At 54.4% G+C, this 16,559-nt stretch carries 20 protein-coding genes; 8 read left to right on the forward strand and 12 right to left on the reverse strand.

Annotation, left to right across the window (positions count from 1 at the left end; all coding sequences use genetic code 11):
- Positions 1 to 39: 39 nt before the first annotated feature.
- Positions 40 to 894: a 3'(2'),5'-bisphosphate nucleotidase CysQ gene (gene cysQ, locus ACTG39_RS08415; RefSeq protein ID WP_439107097.1), complete on the reverse strand. Its 855-nt coding sequence runs from the start codon at positions 892 to 894 to the stop codon at positions 40 to 42.
- Between the two features lie 23 nt (positions 895 to 917).
- Between cysQ and yrfG the strand changes: the two genes are divergently transcribed.
- Positions 918 to 1,580 (forward strand): GMP/IMP nucleotidase, encoded by a 663-nt coding sequence (yrfG, locus tag ACTG39_RS08420; protein WP_439107098.1) that lies wholly within the window; start codon positions 918 to 920, stop codon positions 1,578 to 1,580.
- Positions 1,577 to 1,978 carry an RNA-binding S4 domain-containing protein gene (locus ACTG39_RS08425; RefSeq protein ID WP_439107099.1) on the forward strand — a complete coding sequence of 134 codons (402 nt, stop codon included), beginning with the start codon at positions 1,577 to 1,579 and terminating at the stop codon, positions 1,976 to 1,978. Before yrfG ends, ACTG39_RS08425 begins: the two co-directional genes overlap by 4 nt.
- On the opposite strand, the gene ACTG39_RS08430 is transcribed toward ACTG39_RS08425, so the two are convergent.
- From ACTG39_RS08430 to ACTG39_RS08440, 3 genes are read right to left on the reverse strand one after another with little or no spacing between them, the layout of a single operon-like run.
- Positions 1,975 to 2,889 carry a glycosyltransferase family 2 protein gene (locus tag ACTG39_RS08430; RefSeq protein WP_439107100.1) on the reverse strand — a complete coding sequence of 305 codons (915 nt, stop codon included), beginning with the start codon at positions 2,887 to 2,889 and terminating at the stop codon, positions 1,975 to 1,977. The genes ACTG39_RS08425 and ACTG39_RS08430 overlap by 4 nt on opposite strands.
- Positions 2,886 to 4,058 carry a glycosyltransferase gene (locus ACTG39_RS08435; RefSeq protein WP_439107101.1) on the reverse strand — a complete coding sequence of 391 codons (1,173 nt, stop codon included), beginning with the start codon at positions 4,056 to 4,058 and terminating at the stop codon, positions 2,886 to 2,888. The genes ACTG39_RS08430 and ACTG39_RS08435 overlap by 4 nt, the downstream gene beginning before the upstream one ends.
- A gap of 3 nt (positions 4,059 to 4,061) precedes the next feature.
- Complete coding sequence (locus ACTG39_RS08440) at positions 4,062 to 5,261, reverse strand: GGDEF domain-containing protein (protein WP_439107102.1); 1,200 nt, start codon at positions 5,259 to 5,261, stop codon at positions 4,062 to 4,064.
- Between the two features lie 252 nt (positions 5,262 to 5,513).
- Here ACTG39_RS08440 and ACTG39_RS08445 point away from each other — a divergent pair, with 252 nt between their 5' ends.
- The 6 genes from ACTG39_RS08445 to ACTG39_RS08470 all read left to right on the forward strand — a co-directional run bounded on the left by ACTG39_RS08445 (position 5,514) and on the right by ACTG39_RS08470 (position 10,961).
- Positions 5,514 to 6,125 (forward strand): hypothetical protein, encoded by a 612-nt coding sequence (locus ACTG39_RS08445; protein WP_439107103.1) that lies wholly within the window; start codon positions 5,514 to 5,516, stop codon positions 6,123 to 6,125.
- A gap of 53 nt (positions 6,126 to 6,178) precedes the next feature.
- Positions 6,179 to 8,143 (forward strand): 1-deoxy-D-xylulose-5-phosphate synthase, encoded by a 1,965-nt coding sequence (dxs, locus tag ACTG39_RS08450; protein WP_439107104.1) that lies wholly within the window; start codon positions 6,179 to 6,181, stop codon positions 8,141 to 8,143.
- Positions 8,144 to 8,200: 57 nt separating this feature from the next.
- Entirely contained in the window at positions 8,201 to 9,013 is an 813-nt protein-coding gene (locus ACTG39_RS08455) for a methyltransferase domain-containing protein (protein WP_439107105.1), read from the forward strand.
- Between the two features lie 210 nt (positions 9,014 to 9,223).
- Positions 9,224 to 9,382, forward strand: a complete 159-nt coding sequence (locus ACTG39_RS08460) for a rhamnan synthesis F family protein (RefSeq protein WP_439107106.1) — start codon at positions 9,224 to 9,226, stop codon at positions 9,380 to 9,382.
- Positions 9,383 to 9,854: 472 nt separating this feature from the next.
- Positions 9,855 to 10,106 carry an exodeoxyribonuclease VII small subunit gene (gene xseB, locus ACTG39_RS08465; protein ID WP_439107107.1) on the forward strand — a complete coding sequence of 84 codons (252 nt, stop codon included), beginning with the start codon at positions 9,855 to 9,857 and terminating at the stop codon, positions 10,104 to 10,106.
- Positions 10,107 to 10,163: 57 nt separating this feature from the next.
- Entirely contained in the window at positions 10,164 to 10,961 is a 798-nt protein-coding gene (locus ACTG39_RS08470; protein WP_439107108.1) for a polyprenyl synthetase family protein, read from the forward strand.
- A gap of 33 nt (positions 10,962 to 10,994) precedes the next feature.
- On the opposite strand, the gene ribA is transcribed toward ACTG39_RS08470, so the two are convergent.
- The 8 genes from ribA to ACTG39_RS08510 all read right to left on the reverse strand — a co-directional run bounded on the left by ribA (position 10,995) and on the right by ACTG39_RS08510 (position 16,533).
- Positions 10,995 to 11,588, reverse strand: a complete 594-nt coding sequence (ribA, locus tag ACTG39_RS08475) for a GTP cyclohydrolase II (RefSeq protein WP_439107109.1) — start codon at positions 11,586 to 11,588, stop codon at positions 10,995 to 10,997.
- A gap of 86 nt (positions 11,589 to 11,674) precedes the next feature.
- Positions 11,675 to 12,301, reverse strand: a complete 627-nt coding sequence (locus tag ACTG39_RS08480) for a retropepsin-like aspartic protease family protein (RefSeq protein ID WP_439107110.1) — start codon at positions 12,299 to 12,301, stop codon at positions 11,675 to 11,677.
- Positions 12,298 to 12,780 carry a phosphatidylglycerophosphatase A family protein gene (locus tag ACTG39_RS08485; RefSeq protein ID WP_439107111.1) on the reverse strand — a complete coding sequence of 161 codons (483 nt, stop codon included), beginning with the start codon at positions 12,778 to 12,780 and terminating at the stop codon, positions 12,298 to 12,300. The genes ACTG39_RS08480 and ACTG39_RS08485 overlap by 4 nt, the downstream gene beginning before the upstream one ends.
- A gap of 42 nt (positions 12,781 to 12,822) precedes the next feature.
- Positions 12,823 to 13,755, reverse strand: coding sequence for a thiamine-phosphate kinase (thiL, locus tag ACTG39_RS08490; protein ID WP_439107112.1), 933 nt, complete (start codon positions 13,753 to 13,755; stop codon positions 12,823 to 12,825).
- Positions 13,742 to 14,194, reverse strand: a complete 453-nt coding sequence (nusB, locus tag ACTG39_RS08495; RefSeq protein ID WP_439107113.1) for a transcription antitermination factor NusB — start codon at positions 14,192 to 14,194, stop codon at positions 13,742 to 13,744. The genes thiL and nusB overlap by 14 nt, the downstream gene beginning before the upstream one ends.
- Position 14,195: 1 nt before the next feature.
- On the reverse strand, positions 14,196 to 14,669 hold the full coding sequence (ribH, locus tag ACTG39_RS08500) for a 6,7-dimethyl-8-ribityllumazine synthase (RefSeq protein ID WP_439107114.1): 474 nt from the start codon (positions 14,667 to 14,669) through the stop codon (positions 14,196 to 14,198).
- Between the two features lie 77 nt (positions 14,670 to 14,746).
- Complete coding sequence (gene ribB, locus ACTG39_RS08505) at positions 14,747 to 15,871, reverse strand: 3,4-dihydroxy-2-butanone-4-phosphate synthase (protein ID WP_439107115.1); 1,125 nt, start codon at positions 15,869 to 15,871, stop codon at positions 14,747 to 14,749.
- Positions 15,868 to 16,533 (reverse strand): riboflavin synthase, encoded by a 666-nt coding sequence (locus tag ACTG39_RS08510; RefSeq protein WP_439107116.1) that lies wholly within the window; start codon positions 16,531 to 16,533, stop codon positions 15,868 to 15,870. Before ACTG39_RS08510 ends, ribB begins: the two co-directional genes overlap by 4 nt.
- Positions 16,534 to 16,559: the final 26 nt, after the last annotated feature.

The raw sequence follows: 16,559 nt of genomic DNA on the forward strand, positions 1-16,559 counted from the left end.
CTCGCTCCCAGACAAGGCCTCTATGACAGGCTGGCGGGCTCAGCTCAGACACTGTAATAAGTCACTCCACAGCGAAGCTGAACCATCGCCCACGGCGACGAAGTGGGGACTGAGTAGATTGTCCCGGGCATTGTACTGGAGGGGCTCGCCATCAAGACCGTAAATCGCGCCCCCGGCGGCCGCTACCAAAGCATCACCTGCGGCGACGTCCCATTCGCTACAGAGTGAAAAACGGGGATAGCAATCGCCGCGTCCTGCCGCCAAGTCGCAAAACTTTAAGGCGCTCCCGCTATTCAGGCGCGACAACTCACGCTTGGAGCCCAAAAAGGACAAACAGCTATCCAATCGAGGATTGCTGTGCCGTTTACTGGCTAACACCACCAGACTCTCTTCAGGCAATCTGCGGGTACTTAGCGGCTGTGACTGCCAGATGCCAGAGTCTCGCTGCACTTGCCAGGCACCCTCACCCACAACCCCAAGGCTTCCCGTCTCTGACATCGGCATATAGATCAGCCCAAGAGTAGGCCGCTGCTTTTCTATGAGAGCGATGTTAATTGTGAACTCGCCGGTTCTCTCAAGAAACTCACGAGTGCCATCCAGGGGATCAACCATCCAAAACACGTCCCACTCATGCCGCCCAGCGATTTCGCTTTCACTGCACTCTTCAGACAGCACGGGTATTTCTGGTCGCAAGGCTCTCAAGCCCGCACTCAGAATTTCATGGGACTCGAGATCGGCTTGAGTCAGGGGGGTTCGATCTTCTTTACTTCGCAAGAGACCGGCACTCGCGGCGTCGTTGTAATGCGCGAGTATGCTCTGTGACGCTTCATGGCAAAGATTCAGGAGTGCCCAAATGTCTTTTGAGGATAAGATTGGGTGCCCACAGAATTGCATAGGCGCTACTATAACACCCAGCGATGATTGACTGGCCTAACATTCGCACGGTGCTGTTAGATATGGACGGCACCCTGCTGGACCTCCATTACGATAACCATTTTTGGATGGAGTATCTTCCGCGCGCCTATGCGGCTAAACGGGATATTCCAGAGGCTGACGCCATCGCGCAGATTCATGGCGGCTTTGCATCAGTTCGCGGCTCTCTACCCTGGTACTGTCTGGACCACTGGTCTCGGGAACTGGAGATGGACATTCCACAGCTCAAGCGGGAACTCAAGCACATGATCCGCATGAGGCCTTACTCGCTGGACTTTCTGCGCTGGCTGCACACCCAACCCATGGACGTGCTCTTGGTGACCAATGCTCATCGAGAGACCCTGAACATTAAAATGGCCGAAGTCGATATTACGGAATGGTTTGATCATATTGTGGTGTCCCACGACCTTGATGCGCCAAAGGAACATCAGGTTTTCTGGGAGCGCTTACAAAAGCTGCACCCCTTCGATCCAGAAACCACGCTGTTTATTGATGATACCGAGTCGGTCCTCGACGCTGCCAAAACCTACGGCATAAGACACCTACTCACGCTGCTGCAGCCTGATAGCTCACAACAAAAGCGCATGGATACGCGCTTTCCGGGCATTCATCACTTTGACGAAATAATGCCTCCCGCACTGTCATGAACAGCAAAGCTATAGACAAACTGCGAGTGGACAAATGGCTCTGGGCGGCGCGTTTTTTTAAGACGCGAAGCCTGGCAAAGGCGGCCATCGAGGGAGGCAAGGTGCAGCTCGAAGGGCAACGGGTCAAAGTGTCCCGCGAGATCGCTGTGGGTGACCAGCTTCGTATTCGGCAAGGTTGGGATGAGCGAGATGTAGTGATACGAGTGCTCAGTGACCAGCGTCGCGGAGCGCCAGAAGCCCAGGCACTCTATGTCGAGACTGAAGAAAGTATCGCCCGACGGGAGCAATCAGCGCAGGCACGAAAACTCGCAGGGGGCATGGTCGGGCGCCCTGCGGGCAAACCTGACAAGCGCGCTCGGCGGCAGATTCATCGGTTTCAGAATATGAATGATGGCTAGCTAAGTTTTTTGAGCGAAGCAGCAATACGCAGCGCGCGAAGCGGTCTATGCGGTGCCGCAAATTCACCAGACGCTAAGGCGCGGACCCTTGTCCTAAGAGAAGGCGAGCCCACGCAATGGAGATATTCGTCCAGCTGATAAGGATGTTGGATACCACGCTCGCTAAGGCGCTCCCGCAGGCTCTCCAAAGCAATCAAGTTTGAGTGCAAGACTCGGCGTTGGCGCGAGAGGAGCTGCCGCACACTTCCCAATTGGCGTAGTGGCCTATACGCCCCCACGACATTAGCGTCGTGTTGCCGATAGTTAACTAAGGCCTGGTCATCACAAAACAAGGGGCCTTCGCATAGCGCGCATAAGGCAATCCACCAATCATGATTTTGAAGATTCTCTGGAAAAGGCAGCGCTAACTCCAGCACTGCAGGCGTCATAGCGAGCGTACAACCCACCACAGGATTCTGCGCGAGCAATGAACTAATCCCCGGTTCCTTATCCGCGTTCAACTGGCTAAGCAGTTGAATTCCTAGGGGCTCCCCAGCCGCATTGGTCAGCGTGGGATTACTACAACACGCCCGAGCGTTTTCGAGTTGGGCTCGCTGCAGCGCGACTTTATCCGGTCGCCAAACATCATCTTGATCACAGAGCATCACAAAATCAGCATCACCGCTCATTGCCTCGCTCAAAAGATACTCAAAATTGGCTACAACGCCTGGCTCCGAGTCCCGTTGCTTCAACAATGTTATCCGTGAATCTCGCTCCGCATACTCGCGAACAATCTCAGCTGTGCCATCAGTGGATCCGTCATCGCTAACCAGTAGTCGCCAGTTTTCGTCTGTCTGTTTCAGAAGGCTATCAATTTGCTCCCCAAGCCAGCGAGCCCCGTTGTAGGTTGCCATGCAGATAATTGCAGTCATGAACTCTGTATCGCCTCAGCTATCTCTAATTTGGCCGAAACAATCGCCGCAGCAAGCCTCTCTCTGATCACCGTGTTTCCAAGATTTTCATCGTACAAGATGCGGGGGCGAGGAGCCCATCCATCACGAAGCCGAGCAGCTGTGTCTTCAATCAGGGCTGCTAGCGCTATCGGATCTCCGGGAGGGCACAAGATCAAACCCTGCCTCTCACTGCCGAGTGATGCCATCGCAGGCCCTTCTCGCGTGATAGTCGGTCGTCCCGATGCGAGTGATTGATGCACCTTGTAGGGGATAACTGAGGCCGACTTCGCTGACTCGCCAAAGATACCCAAGACTATATGTGCGTTGGTAACGGCCTCTCTAAGCGTGGCTGTATCCACCAATCGTCGCTCCCATCTCAAGGAACGTAGCATCGACTCGGAAAGCATCGAGCTGATCTTCTGCGCCTCCTGCCCATCACCGATGAGCTGAAAGTCCACATCAACGCCTCTGCTTTCCAGAATACGTGCAGCAGCGACGATGTGCTCGACGCCGTGTAGAGGGATAAAAGTACCCCAAAAAAGAACACTTAGGCGATCGGTAACATCTGGGCATGGAATCTCGGTCCAAATAGATTCATCAATACCTACGGGAACCGCCGCCACATGGGTGCCCGTACCTGACAACTGCTTACTCATCAAAGCGGCCTGCTCCGAGGTATCGATGAGCACAAGATCAGCCTTCCCCAGAGTGAATTTCTGGAAACTCTTGAGTAGCCGCGCGCGCAGCGATCTCGATGGAATGAGTTTTCGATCTTCAACAACAGTGCTGTGTAGCTCCAGAAACGCATCTACGATCACCAGCTTCTCACGAGAGTAACCGGAGACCCAAAGCGCGAGAACGTCTAGATACGCGGGATAAGGAACAAAAACCGTATCGCAATTTCGCAGCAAGGACCGTTGCTTCCACAGCGCGAAGACATCACTCAGGATTTCCTTTAACCGGGTGAAAGCGCTCTTGCCAGAAGAGAACCCGTGACCAGATCCCTGACTTGCCGGGCGTAGGTAAATCGTCTCTTGACTAAGTTCGGCGAAAATTTTGACTAGAGTGCGATTACGCTGATAGAGATCGTCATCGCTGTAAGCACCAAAAACGGCAAGGCGTCGCGGCATGTTCCGCGTTTCAGTCAACTGTCACACCACAGCGATTTTGTCTCGTCCATCTCGCTTTGCCTCGTAGAGCGCGGCGTCAGCCCTGTCTACAAGCACTCCAGGGTCCACATCTTCATCAGGCATTATTGAAAGAACACCCTGGGATATGCTGATGCGATCCGATACATCGGATGCGCTATGAGGAATATTCTCCTCTGATACCAATCGCTGGAGACGCTCGGCCGTGCGAATCGCATCTGCAGCTTTAGCGCCCGGTAAAACCAAAATAAACTCCTCTCCTCCGTAACGCGCAGCAACCTCACCCGCTCTCGCGGTCGCTCGCTGCATAATGTCACCTATGCGACGCAGCACCTCGTCGCCGGCGGGATGCCCATAGGTATCGTTGTATTTTTTGAAAAAATCGACATCGATAAGAATCACAGACAGCCAGCCGTGACTACGCCTTGCCCGGTTAACCTCCTCGCGTAAGGTTTGATTCACGAGTCGCCGATTACCCAAACCGGTCAGCTCGTCGATATTAGCGAGATCAGTCAACTGCCGCCGTGCCTCCTGAAGCTGCACGTTGCGATCGCGCAAGGAATTTGTAATCTGACCTAACTCGCGGGCCATCGCTTCCTGCTGCCAGTTAAGACTAAGCATGTGGCGAAAAGTGTCGTGAATCCCGTTGCTCGCTGCCACTAGCAATCCGGTCAGTGCAAGCAGCAACAAGCCCAGCAGTAAGTTGTGGGGCTGATCCCAGAAATGCGCAAGGCACCACCAGGCGATAGGCCAGAGCGCAGAGAATACAAAAACCAAAAAATACTCCCTGACAACGACCATTACAGCCAGAGAGATCGCAGCAATCATTACAACAATAAGAAGGAGTAGATACTGGAGCGTCACCGGCAAATGGGGACCCACAAATATGTAGGTCCCTGACCACACAAAACCAGTGGCAGCTGAACCCAAAAGAAGCAGCCAAAACACGCGCTTTGGTCGCCTGATGTACCGCCGATCGGCCAAGGCACCACTCATGTAGAGGGAGCGCAGTAGCAACAAAATCATCAGCCCGAATCCCCACAGCAACAGGACCTGGGTATCAAAGTACGGCCACAGCAGCGCCATAGCCGCTACAGCACCGATAAGATTGGCCATCATCGATGCGACGCGCCCATGCTGCATGAGGAGCTCAAGCTGGGCCGAAAACAGCTCCTCTTCCGGTATGTTACGAAGATATATCATGAGCAAAAGTGTACACCCAGCAGCTGTTACGGGTAAGCAGTTATGCGTGGGTTGAGATGTTGGTTACAGGGTCTCGTATGGGTCATTGCCCCGAATCACCGGCTAAGACACACTTAGTCGCGAATAAGGGGGTACTCAATGTATCAATGGACTACTTTAAGGACTGTGGCGGGGCTCTTGCTCTGCCTGCCCATTATTCACTTTACCTTCCTCCTATCGAGGGATTTGACCCGGTATTTTGATCCATCTCCTATGGTTTGGAATAAAGAGATTGCTGAGCTGGCGCGCAGTGATCTGGATGCCAAAATACCCAAAGATCCGATTGTGGTCATCGGAGGCCACCGTGTCCGGCTTTGGAAGAATTTGCCCGCAAGCCTATTGCCCAGGGAGACCCTGCTGCGTCCTTTGGGTGACGCCACTCTAGAAGATCTCACATACCACTACGACCGCCTGGCGGCTTTCTATCGTCCGGATATTCTCGTTGTTTTTCCAGGATACGCGGACCTTCACCTGCGCGATGAGAAGTCGCCGGAAGACTTTGAGGCTAGCACGCGCGCTCTTTTAAACCTTAATGAGGAGTACGGCGCCAGCAGTTGGCGTTATGTGATTGCGCCGGTTCAAATGCCCCTGCACCCCGATGACAATGCGCGTATCAGAAGAATTGGTGAAGTACTGAGCACCATGGCTGCTGACATTCCGGATCTCACCATCATTAACCCCAATCCAACGCTGAAGGGTCTAGACGGCCTTCCCAATCCCGAGTACTACCGAGGTGACGGCGTCAATCTAAGTCCAGCTGGCTACGCACGGATTTCCCTGCTTCTGGCTACCGAAATTAAGGCTCGCGACAATTTATTGCCCTAAACAGCCGCACACAAGAGCCACCAAAAGCCCCTGATTTAAGCTACACTTTCGCGATGTTCAACGAACTTCCCACAGCGCGCCCCCCTACCCCTGCACTCGACAAGATTGATCAGGGACTCAAGCTGTCAGACCTCTCCGAAGTAGAGTTACAGGCACTTCCCGATGAATTGCGGGCATATCTGCTATTCAGCGCAGGACAATCCGGCGGTCACTTTGGTGCCGGCCTCGGTGTAGTTGAATTAACAATTGCTCTACATAAAGTCTTCGATACGCCGCGAGATAGAGTGGTTTGGGATGTAGGACATCAGGCCTACCCGCATAAAATCCTCACTGGGCGTATGCAACGAATGCATACCATACGACAGGCAGGCGGATTGGCCGGATTTCCAAAGCGCAGCGAAAGCGACTACGACACCTTTGGCGTCGGACATTCATCAACCAGTATCTCGGCGGCCATGGGCATGGCGCTGGCAGCCGCGCGCGAGGATGACCCCCGTCGAGTAGTAGCGGTAATTGGCGACGGCGCAATTACCGGAGGCATGGCCTTCGAGGCATTGGCGCATGCGGGCGATGTGCGGCCCAACATGCTTGTCGTTCTCAACGACAATCAGATGTCTATTGGAAGGAACACCGGTGGTCTGGCCAAGTATTTTGCAAAAATCTGGGCCAGTAAAACCTATATCAGCATGCGCGAAGGCGGTAAGCGCGCACTTAAAAAGATTAAGCCCGCTTGGGACCTGGCCAAGCGTACAGAGGAACACATGAAGGGCATGGTCGCGCCGGGCACGCTATTTGAAGAGCTCGGCTGGCACTATATTGGCCCCATTGACGGACACGACCTTCCCCAACTTGTACAAACTCTAGAGAACATGCGCGATCTGGAGGGCCCTCAGTTTTTGCATGTACTTACCATGAAAGGTAAAGGCTACTCCCCTGCTGAAGCGGACCCCATTGGCTTTCACGCTATCAATAAACTGGAAGTAAAACCGAATACGGAAGCGGGAGATCCGCCGCCTGCGGCACCGCAACCCACCCTTAAGAAGGTCAAGTACCAAGACGTTTTCGGGCAGTGGCTGTGCGATATGGCCGCTGCTGACGATAGGCTGATGGCGATCACACCGGCGATGTGCGAAGGCTCAGGAATGGTGCCCTACGCCGCACAATACCCGGATCGTTTTTTTGACGTGGCCATCGCCGAACAACATGCTGTGACGCTTGCTGCAGGTATGGCCTGCGAAGGTGCAAAACCCGTTGTCGCCATCTACTCAACTTTTTTACAGCGCGCATACGATCAGCTTGTGCACGATGTCGCACTTCAAAAGCTAGATGTCACCTTCGCCATTGATCGCGCCGGCCTTGTAGGCCAGGACGGCCCCACTCATCATGGTGCCTTCGATATCAGCTATCTTCGCTGTATCCCCAATATGGTGATCGGTGCACCATCCGATGAGAACGAGTGTCGCCAGATGCTGTATACCGCCTACCGGCACCCAGGACCAGCCGCTATTCGCTATCCCAGAGGGACGGGACCTGGGTCTCTGATTGAAGAATCGATGACCGAAGTACCTATTGGCAAAGCAGTGTTGGTACGGCCAGGACAAGGTTTAGCAATTCTGAATTTTGGCGCGCTCTTTGGTGAAGCCATGAAAGCCGGAGAAGAATTGGACGCGACTGTGGTCGATATGCGCTGGGTAAAACCACTGGATGAAGATCTCATTCTGGAGCTCGCAGATAGTCACGACCTTTTAATCACCCTTGAGGAGAACGCTACAACTGGCGGAGCGGGATCTGCGGTGCTGGAACTACTTTCCTCGCATTCAAAGAGTGTAGATGTTCAAGTCATAGGAATCGACGATCAGTGGGTGGAACATGGGGAGCAATCGCTGCTTAGAGACAGCAGTGGACTAACAGCGGGCGCAATTATTGATCGCGCACACACGTTTGCTAGAGGGAAGCATTCTGAGACAGCGCAAGAGAGCGCCTTTAAGGTTAAGACCCTAACTTCTTTTACTGGTTAAACTCGGAGAAGCGTTGATAGCTCGGGTAAAGGTAAGCAATCGCACTGAGCATCGCACATGAACTCAGAGAGTCTCTCCGCTCGCATCTTAAGACGTTATAAAAAAGTCGGCGCGATAGGCCTGTTCGGGTCGCTAAAACGACTAGCTGCCCCGCAACGTGCGTCTTGCGCCCAACGGCTCAGGACATTGCTGAAGGGGCATAACAGTCTTGAAGTTGGGGGCCCTAGCTCGGTATTCGACCGCCGAGGTATTCTTCCCGTATATCAGTCGTTGAAATCTGTCGACAACGCAAACTTTGCTTCGGAAACTGTCTGGCAGAAAGAGATTGATCCGGCGCTCCGATACCGACCGGATAGGAATAACCAAACGGGCTCGGTCTATTTATGCGACGCGGTAGATATGTCTGTGATTGGGGACGCAAAATATGACGTCGTACTGAGCAGTCATGTACTGGAACACCTCGCCAACCCAATAAAGGCACTAAATGAGTGGGGAAGAGTGTTGCGCGACGGTGGCCTGCTTGTTTTGTTGACGCCCCGAAAAGAAGCAACGTTTGACCATCGTCGACTGACAACATCGCTGGAACACCTCTTACGCGACTATAAACAGGATGTGTCAGAAGCAGATCTGACACATCTCGATGAAATACTTGAGCTGCATGACATTGAAATGGACGCTGGAGTCGCTAGCTTTGAGGAGTTCGAACGACGCTCCCAAGACAACGTTGAGCATCGATGCCTGCATCATCACGTGTTTGATCTGCCGCTTCTAGCGGCGTTATTCGAGCATTTAAATTGGGAGGTGCTGGAGCTGGAAAGCTGTGAGCCGGCACACTCTATTGTCGTGGCCCGTAAACCCTCAAATCCCTGACTGATGTCTCCCAAACCTCTCGCCAGCGCCGCGCTGCCCGACAATTCGGCAACACGCAGCAGGCGAGCCTGTGTATTCACACATTTTGATCAAGACGAGGGCGTTGACGAGTACGTCTATTGGTACCTTAACGAAGTCCTGACTGGATGCGACCGCCTGGTATTCATCACCGTATCGAAAATTTCTACAGGGGAGCAATAGCGCCTGGGTGTGTTGGGCATCAATGTCCTCGTTTGTGAGACCTTCGGCTACGACTTTATGAGCTATCGTCTTGGCATAGAACAACTGTTCTTGGCGGCGTTTGACGAGCTTTTGCTCTGCAACGACAGTGTGTATGGTCCGGTCTACACGCTGCGCCAATTGTTTTAGTTAATGCATCAGCGATCAGCTGATTTCTCGGGGGCCACTAACAGCTAAGAGTTCTAATATCACTTACAGAGTTTCTTTCTGGCTTTCCGGGCGTCGGCCCTGAATTCACTCGCATTCATTCAATTCTGGCGTAAGGTAAGCAACGTACTCTTTCGTGGACACTCCGTCGCCGTAAGCAGTATGCGTAATGAGTGGAAAGCATTGCCACTGGAGCACCGAGTCCCTTTTCTGAAAGTAGCGCTCTTGAGAGAAAACCCGCGGGGCTTGCGCCCGGAAACAGCAGATGCGTCGTCTGCCCTGACGCTGGTTGGGACATATCCAATGGAGCTGATCCATCGGCATCAACAAAGGGTAAGACACAGTTGATTTTTCACCTACAATAGCGCGAACCCGAGTTCAGTGATTTTATGGGTCGCAGAGCAAGCTCGTCGTTTCGGGAACACCCATCACAAAGGAAGGAAAGCCGTGCACAATGAGTAAGAAAGCTCCAGCCGCCGCAGAAAAAGACAGTAATCTGCGAATTACGGATATCAGCGCCAAAATTGATGCCATCGTGTCACGCATGGAAAGCGACGACGTGAGCATTGAACAGAGCATCGAACTCTTTGAGGAAGGAATGGCCTTAACCAGTAAGGCGCAAAAACTGCTGCAAGAAGCCGAGCAGCGAGTCGCCACTCTAAGTGCATCGGCAGGGTCTCCTGCGTCAAAAGACGGTGATCAATAGAGTGCTGGCACAGCTGTCATTGTCCAATCATCGGCCTTCGCGCCGATTGCACTTCGCATGCTAAGCAGTGCTCTATCGTATCTCTCTGCCTCGCGAGGCAAACGCCTCCGCCCCCAACTCCTCCAGGCTGCCGCGCGCGCAACGGGAGGTGATGCCGCCGATACGCTAGCTAGTTCCTCCGCGGAAGCCATCGAGCTGATACACACCTACTCGCTGATTCACGATGACCTCCCCGCCATGGATGACGACGACCTTCGGCGCGGTCGCCCTACTCTGCACGTGGCCTTCGATGAGGCCACCGCGATTTTGGTAGGTGACGGACTGCAGGCCAAGGCATTTGAACTCATCGGCAGCGATGATCAGTTAAGCGCCGAACAACGAGTAGGTCTCGTCACATGTCTTGCCAAAGCATCGGGCTTCGACGGCATGGTCGGAGGGCAGGGCCTGGACATAGAGGCCACAGAAAAGACGCTCACTCTCGATCAGTTAAAAGAAATCCATGCGCTCAAGACCGGTGCCCTCATTACAGCTGCATTGGTCATGGGCGGGATCGTAGGCTTAGCAAACCCAACGCAGAAAAACACTTTGGAAGCGGTGGGCGAAAAAATTGGTCTCGCTTTTCAAATTATCGATGACGTTATCGATGTGCGCAGCGACAGCGCAACACTGGGTAAGACAGCGGGCAAAGACGCCGCCGCGGGAAAATCCACCTACGTTGGCCTGATGGGTCTCGAAGCTGCCGAAGCCACCGCAATGGGTCTTTATGAAGAGGCTTTAGGCTTACTCACCGACTGGGGCAGCGATGCCGATGCCCTTCGCCAGCTCTTGGCAAAAATGGTAAAGCGCGATCGCTAAGCAGTGACCTTGAAGGGCAATCAAGAAAGAGCGTTACCGTTCCTCGAGCATATGCCCGAGCTTGGCCCCTTTAGTCTGTAGATACTTTTCGTTGTGGGGGTTGCTATCGCATTGCAGGGCAACACGCTCCGTGACTTCAATCCCCAATTCCGAGAGAGCACTCACCTTGCGAGGATTGTTAGTCATGAGGCGCACTCGACTGATCTGCAGGTGTTCGAACATGGGACGCACAATCGAATAATCACGCATATCTGCGCCAAAGCCCAGCTGCTCATTCGCTTCAACGGTATCCGCACCTTCATCCTGCAGTTTGTAAGCCTTAATTTTATTCAGCAGACCAATACCTCGGCCTTCCTGACGCAAATAAAGGAGTGCGCCCCGGCCTTCGTGGGCGATGGCTCGCAGAGCAGCCTGCAACTGATTACCGCAGTCACATCGAAGACTAAAAAGAGTATCACCCGTCAAACACTCGGAATGCACTCGCGTGAGCACAGGCTCTTCACCAGAAACATCGCCCAGCGTCAGAACCAGGTGCTCCTTGTTGGCCTCCACATCCTCGAAGCCGTGCATCGTAAACACGGCCCAGTCGGTCGGCAAACGAGAAGCCTCAACAAATCTTACTGACACACAACCATCCAGCAACTACGGGGGCGCGCTAGTCTAACAGAGCGAAGGGGCCTCAAGAACTGTTAAAAACCTGATCTCAGCTGCCCTTACCAACGTGCTTTCAGGGTGAGAATGCCGCCCTCCTCCTGTATATCGACATGCTGTAGATAGCTCATGCCCAGCAGTGCAACCGAGGGCTGGTCACCGTCAATTACCGTCGCTGTCACACTGTCGATACGAATGCCGCCTACTGTCACGCTATCAAGAAGAACGCGCCTTGCTGGCACGATAGAGCCTGCCGTTTGAACCCTGGCTGCCACACCCTCGTTTTCGCCAATCCCCACAGCGCGCGCATCTCGGCTATTGAGGGCAATAATGTTTGCTCCCGTATCGACAATCATCGCGAGACGGACATCATTGACCTCAACATTGGTCACATATTGCATTTGATCATTGCGAGGGATCGCGATACTGCGCTCTTCAGGTTCGCGGAACTGCCCGCTGATTCGCTGTGACACGCGCAAGCGCTGCTGCTGCCCCGCAACTTCCACAAGAGCGGACTGCGCATCGGCTGCAATGAGCAAAACGCCATTTTCGCTCTGCCCGTCGCGCAAAGTAACGCGGCGACCATCAATTTTCAGCACCGCCAATCCCGGTAGCAGGGCCTCGACAAGAATTTCTGCGTGCAAGGAGGAAGCAAAGGCAAGAGCCAGAACCAGCAGCAAAGCTCTCATAAACCACCGCCAAACGTGAGTGCCAGATGCAAAGTGAGGCAGGCCAAAACACCTGCCACGATGTCGTCAATCATGATGCCAAAGCCTCCTCGCGCGTGCTGGTCGAGCCAACCAATAGGCCAGGGTTTTACGATATCGAACACACGAAACACCAAAAACCCTGCAACAATCCACAGCGGCTCTGCCGGCACTGCCCAAAGCGCAATCCAGACACCCACAAACTCATCCCAAACAATCCCCGGATGATCATGAACCTTGAGGGCAGCGCTCGCTCGGTCGCAAATCCAGATACCCAGTAAAGCAGCAGCAATGACAATCAGGCTATAAATCCACAAAGGCTGGGAAGCCATCAGCCAGTAAAGTGGTAGCGCTGCCAGGGTACCCACGGTACCGGGCGCTTTGGGAGCAAGCCCCGAGCCAAATCCAAAGGCCAGCAGTTGCACCGGGTCGGTCAATTTCGGGCTGGGGTGAGCGCTCATAGCCGGCACCATGAACGCGCTGACACCCAAACCTCTCTCGAGCTAAAAATGGCGATATCCATCACTGCCTCCTGCTGAGTCACAGCGTACACCCGAGCCGCTCTCGACGCAGCCTATAGGAATGCAGCCATCGGGAGCGTTCACCGTCTCCGGCAGAGTGAAGCACAGCCGGTAATCCTCGCCTCCCCGAAGCGCCCAGGCTAGAGCTTGCTCGGCGGGCACGATAGACGACAGCGTAGCTGAAACCGGTATACGCGCGGTATCGACAAACATGCCTACCTTACTGGCCTGTGCGATATGACCCAGGTCAGCAAGAAGACCGTCGGAGACGTCGATCGCGGCTGTGGCCTTATCCCGAAGCGATACGCCTAATTCAAGTTCAGGACTGGGGCGCCAGAAGCGTGCCCGAAGTGTCTGTGTAACTTTGTCTTCACACCTAAGACGCCCTTCGATAACTGCCAGCCCCGCAGCTGAGTCACCGAGAGAGCCACTTACGTACACAATATCTCCGGGATTAGCGCCATCGCGTCGGATAGCCCGGCCTGCGGGAACAGCCCCGAGAACCTGCACGCTGAGTGTGAGTGGGCCTCGCGTCAGATCTCCGCCCACCAGCGGCAAAGAAAAATCGGCAACAGCTTCACTGAGGCCTGAGCGAATTCCTTCTAACCAAGGGTCCTCTGCACTAGGCAAACTAAGCGCAAGGGTCATCGCTACAGGTCGCGCGCCCATGGCCGCGAGATCACTGGTCGCAGCCGCGACGGCTCGATAAGCCAGCTCTATGGGAGGAGATTTAGGAGGAAAATGCACGCCCTCGAGCATGCTATCCGCCGATACAACCAGCTCTTCGCCCGGTGCTAAACGCAGAACCGCGGCATCATCGCCATTACCAAGAACGACGTCCGGGCCTTTATCAAGCTGCTGGAAGTATCGCGCAATGACGCTGAACTCGTCGCGCGGCTGACTAGCGTCCGGCACTAACCTCGGGACCGCGCAGTTGGCGGGCTAATTTGTCCAGCACGCCATTAATGTATTTGTAGCTCTCTGCAGCGCCAAACTTCTTGGCAAGGGCTACGGACTCGTTAATCACGACGCGATAAGGCACATCAATGCGATCGCGAAGCTCAAAGCCGCCCATGCGCAGCAGGGAGCGCTCAATGGGATCCAGCTCCCGTAGCTCACGATCCAGCAAGGGCTCGAGAAGGCCATCGAGCTCGTCTACCAAGGGAGGGACGCCGTGTATCAAGGCCTGAAAGTACTCCAGGTCCACGACAGCAAAGTCATAGTCAGTGCGAAACTCAGCCTCGATATCCGAAGACGTCGCACCCGCCATATGCCACTGGTACAACGCCTGCAACGCATAGTGTCGGGCTTTTCGCCGACGGGCGACGAGTTCCTGTTGAGCCTGCTTTGTCACCTCAGCCTAACTGACCCAGCAAGCTGACCATTTCCAGCGCGGACAGGGCTGCTTCTACACCCTTATTGCCGGCCTTGGTACCGGAACGCTCAATCGCCTGCTCAATACTGTCGACAGTAAGAACGCCAAAGGCGATGGGTATATCGTGACTGAGACTGACCTGAGCAACACCCTTGGTGCACTCTCCTGCCACGTGTTCAAAGTGTGGCGTCCCGCCGCGAATAACGGCACCTAGTGCGACAATCGCGTCGTAATTTCCGGTTTTTGCGACACGCTGACAAGCCAGCGGAATCTCAAACGCGCCGGGAACGCGGATGACCGTGATCTGCTCTTCGGCGACGCCATGGCGCTTGAGCGTATCAATCGCTCCCTCAAGGAGATGCTCCACGACAAAACTGTTCCAACGACCCACCAACAGGGCATAACGTCCCGTCGTATGTGTCATCACTCCTTCGATGGTATTCACACTACTCATGATTTTCTCTACTCACTATCGTTACTGTCCCCAACGGCTGCCCTTGCCTGCCGCTTCTCGACATTTCCTTCAACACTTCATGCAAATTCGGGAGGCTCAAGATAATCAATCACCTCCAGCCCGAATCCGGAGATAGCATTGTACTTGATAGGTGCTCCCATCAGGCGAATCTTGCCTACACCCAACTCGCGCAAAATCTGCGACCCCACACCCACCGTGTTGTAGCTATCACCGGCTTTGGCATCTCGCAGCGCCACAGCACCGAGGGCCTGATCAACACTGTGAAGTAATTGTTCATCGGTCTCACTGCGACTCAAGAGCACCAGTACGCCCGATCCGTCTTTGGCTATTGCCTCAAGACTTCGCTGCACGCTCCAACCAGTCTGCCCTTGCGCATCACAGCCCAACAAATCGCGCAGAGTGGAACTCGCATGAACCCGCACCAGCGTCGGGGTATCTGCGCTGATCTCGCCGACACTCAGGGCTATGTGCAGGCCGCCATGCGTTCGATCGCGATAAGTGGCCATTTGAAACTTGCCATAGCGAGTATCGAGATCGCCCTCGCGAACTCGTTCGATGGTCTGCTCGTTGGCTATGCGGTAATGAATGAGATCCGCCACGGAACCGAGCTTCAGGTCATGAGTCTCGGCAAACGCAATAAGAGCGGGTCCATCGGCTAGTTCGCCCTGGTCATCCAATACGTCTGCAATAACGGCCGCTGGTGTCAGTCCCGCGATGCGGGTGTAGTCCACTGCGGTCTCGGTATGTCCGGCGCGCGTTAAAACACCGCCGGGTTGCGCAGCGAGAGGAAAAATATGTCCCGGCTGCACAATATCGCCCGGTACTGCCTGGGATGCCACAGCCACCTGCACGGTATGAGCCCTGTCCGCCGCTGAGATTCCCGTATCAATGCCCTGCGCAGCTTCAATGGACAGGGTGAAGTGAGAGGTATCACTCTCCTTGCCCGCGACCATGGGCGGTAGATCCAACTGCTCGCAGCGCTCCTGAGTCAGGGCCAAACACACAAGCCCGCGCGCTTTACGCGCCATAAATGTCACATGATCAGCCGTGCAGTGCTCCGCCGCGACCATGACCACACCTTCGTTATTTTGTTCGTCACGCTCATCCAGGATGACGACCATGCGGCCGTGTCGGAGGTCATCGAGTAACTCACCTACACTGTTGACACTTACGTCGTTCATGTCCGGGCATCCAGGTAACCATTGTCAGCCAGCGTCTGGTAATCGATACCGCCCCCCGGCTTTGCTGCCTCGGAGCCTTGCAGCAAGCGCTCCAGATATCGGGCGATGACATCAACTTCGAGATTAACGCGACTCCCGGGGCTGTAATGCGTAAACACGGTTTCCGCCATAGTTTGCGGAATGATGTTGAGGTCAAAATTTGCACCATCCACGGCGTTAACCGTGAGACTTGTACCATCGATACAAATGCTGCCCTTGTGTGCAATGTACTTTGCGAGCTCATCGGGGGCTCTCACTACAACCCGCCATGACCGAGCATCCTCCTCCATACTGACGATCTCACCAAGACCATCCACGTGACCGCTGACAATGTGCCCGCCCAGGCGACTCTCAGGGGTGAGGGATTTTTCCAGATTAACGGTGGAGCCCTGAGATAGATCACCCAAAGTGGTGAGATTAAGGGTCTCTATAGAAACATCGGCCCAGAACCCGTCACCTGGTAACTCCGTTACCGTCAGACAAACACCATTCGTCGCTATGCTGTCGCCGATTCCCACATCATCAAGAGACAGCTTGCCTGTGTGGATGCGCAAGCGCATATCGCCGCCGCTGGGCTGCTGCGCCGCGACCGTTCCTACCGCTTGAATAATTCCCGTGAACATTCGGTTTCCTGACTACTTTGTGATTG

Origin of the sequence: Congregibacter sp. (assembly GCF_965662665.1) — a bacterium.
GTDB lineage: Bacteria > Pseudomonadota > Gammaproteobacteria > Pseudomonadales > Halieaceae > Congregibacter.

Bases quoted from the DNA above. Each gene is read 5' to 3' on its own strand.
- yrfG (WP_439107098.1), top strand. From the start codon at position 918: ATGATTGACTGGCCTAACATTCGCACGGTGCTGTTAGATATGGACGGC.
- ACTG39_RS08455 (WP_439107105.1), top strand. From the start codon at position 8,201: ATGAACTCAGAGAGTCTCTCCGCTCGCATCTTAAGACGTTATAAAAAA.
- ACTG39_RS08510 (WP_439107116.1), bottom strand. From the start codon at position 16,533: ATGTTCACGGGAATTATTCAAGCGGTAGGAACGGTCGCGGCGCAGCAG.
- ACTG39_RS08470 (WP_439107108.1), top strand. From the start codon at position 10,164: ATGCTAAGCAGTGCTCTATCGTATCTCTCTGCCTCGCGAGGCAAACGC.
- xseB (WP_439107107.1), top strand. From the start codon at position 9,855: ATGAGTAAGAAAGCTCCAGCCGCCGCAGAAAAAGACAGTAATCTGCGA.
- ACTG39_RS08440 (WP_439107102.1), bottom strand. From the start codon at position 5,261: ATGATATATCTTCGTAACATACCGGAAGAGGAGCTGTTTTCGGCCCAG.
- ribH (WP_439107114.1), bottom strand. From the start codon at position 14,669: ATGAGTAGTGTGAATACCATCGAAGGAGTGATGACACATACGACGGGA.
- dxs (WP_439107104.1), top strand. From the start codon at position 6,179: ATGTTCAACGAACTTCCCACAGCGCGCCCCCCTACCCCTGCACTCGAC.
- ACTG39_RS08445 (WP_439107103.1), top strand. From the start codon at position 5,514: ATGGTTTGGAATAAAGAGATTGCTGAGCTGGCGCGCAGTGATCTGGAT.
- ACTG39_RS08425 (WP_439107099.1), top strand. From the start codon at position 1,577: ATGAACAGCAAAGCTATAGACAAACTGCGAGTGGACAAATGGCTCTGG.
- ACTG39_RS08485 (WP_439107111.1), bottom strand. From the start codon at position 12,780: ATGAGCGCTCACCCCAGCCCGAAATTGACCGACCCGGTGCAACTGCTG.
- ACTG39_RS08480 (WP_439107110.1), bottom strand. From the start codon at position 12,301: ATGAGAGCTTTGCTGCTGGTTCTGGCTCTTGCCTTTGCTTCCTCCTTG.
- ACTG39_RS08430 (WP_439107100.1), bottom strand. From the start codon at position 2,889: ATGACTGCAATTATCTGCATGGCAACCTACAACGGGGCTCGCTGGCTT.
- cysQ (WP_439107097.1), bottom strand. From the start codon at position 894: ATGCAATTCTGTGGGCACCCAATCTTATCCTCAAAAGACATTTGGGCA.
- ribB (WP_439107115.1), bottom strand. From the start codon at position 15,871: ATGAACGACGTAAGTGTCAACAGTGTAGGTGAGTTACTCGATGACCTC.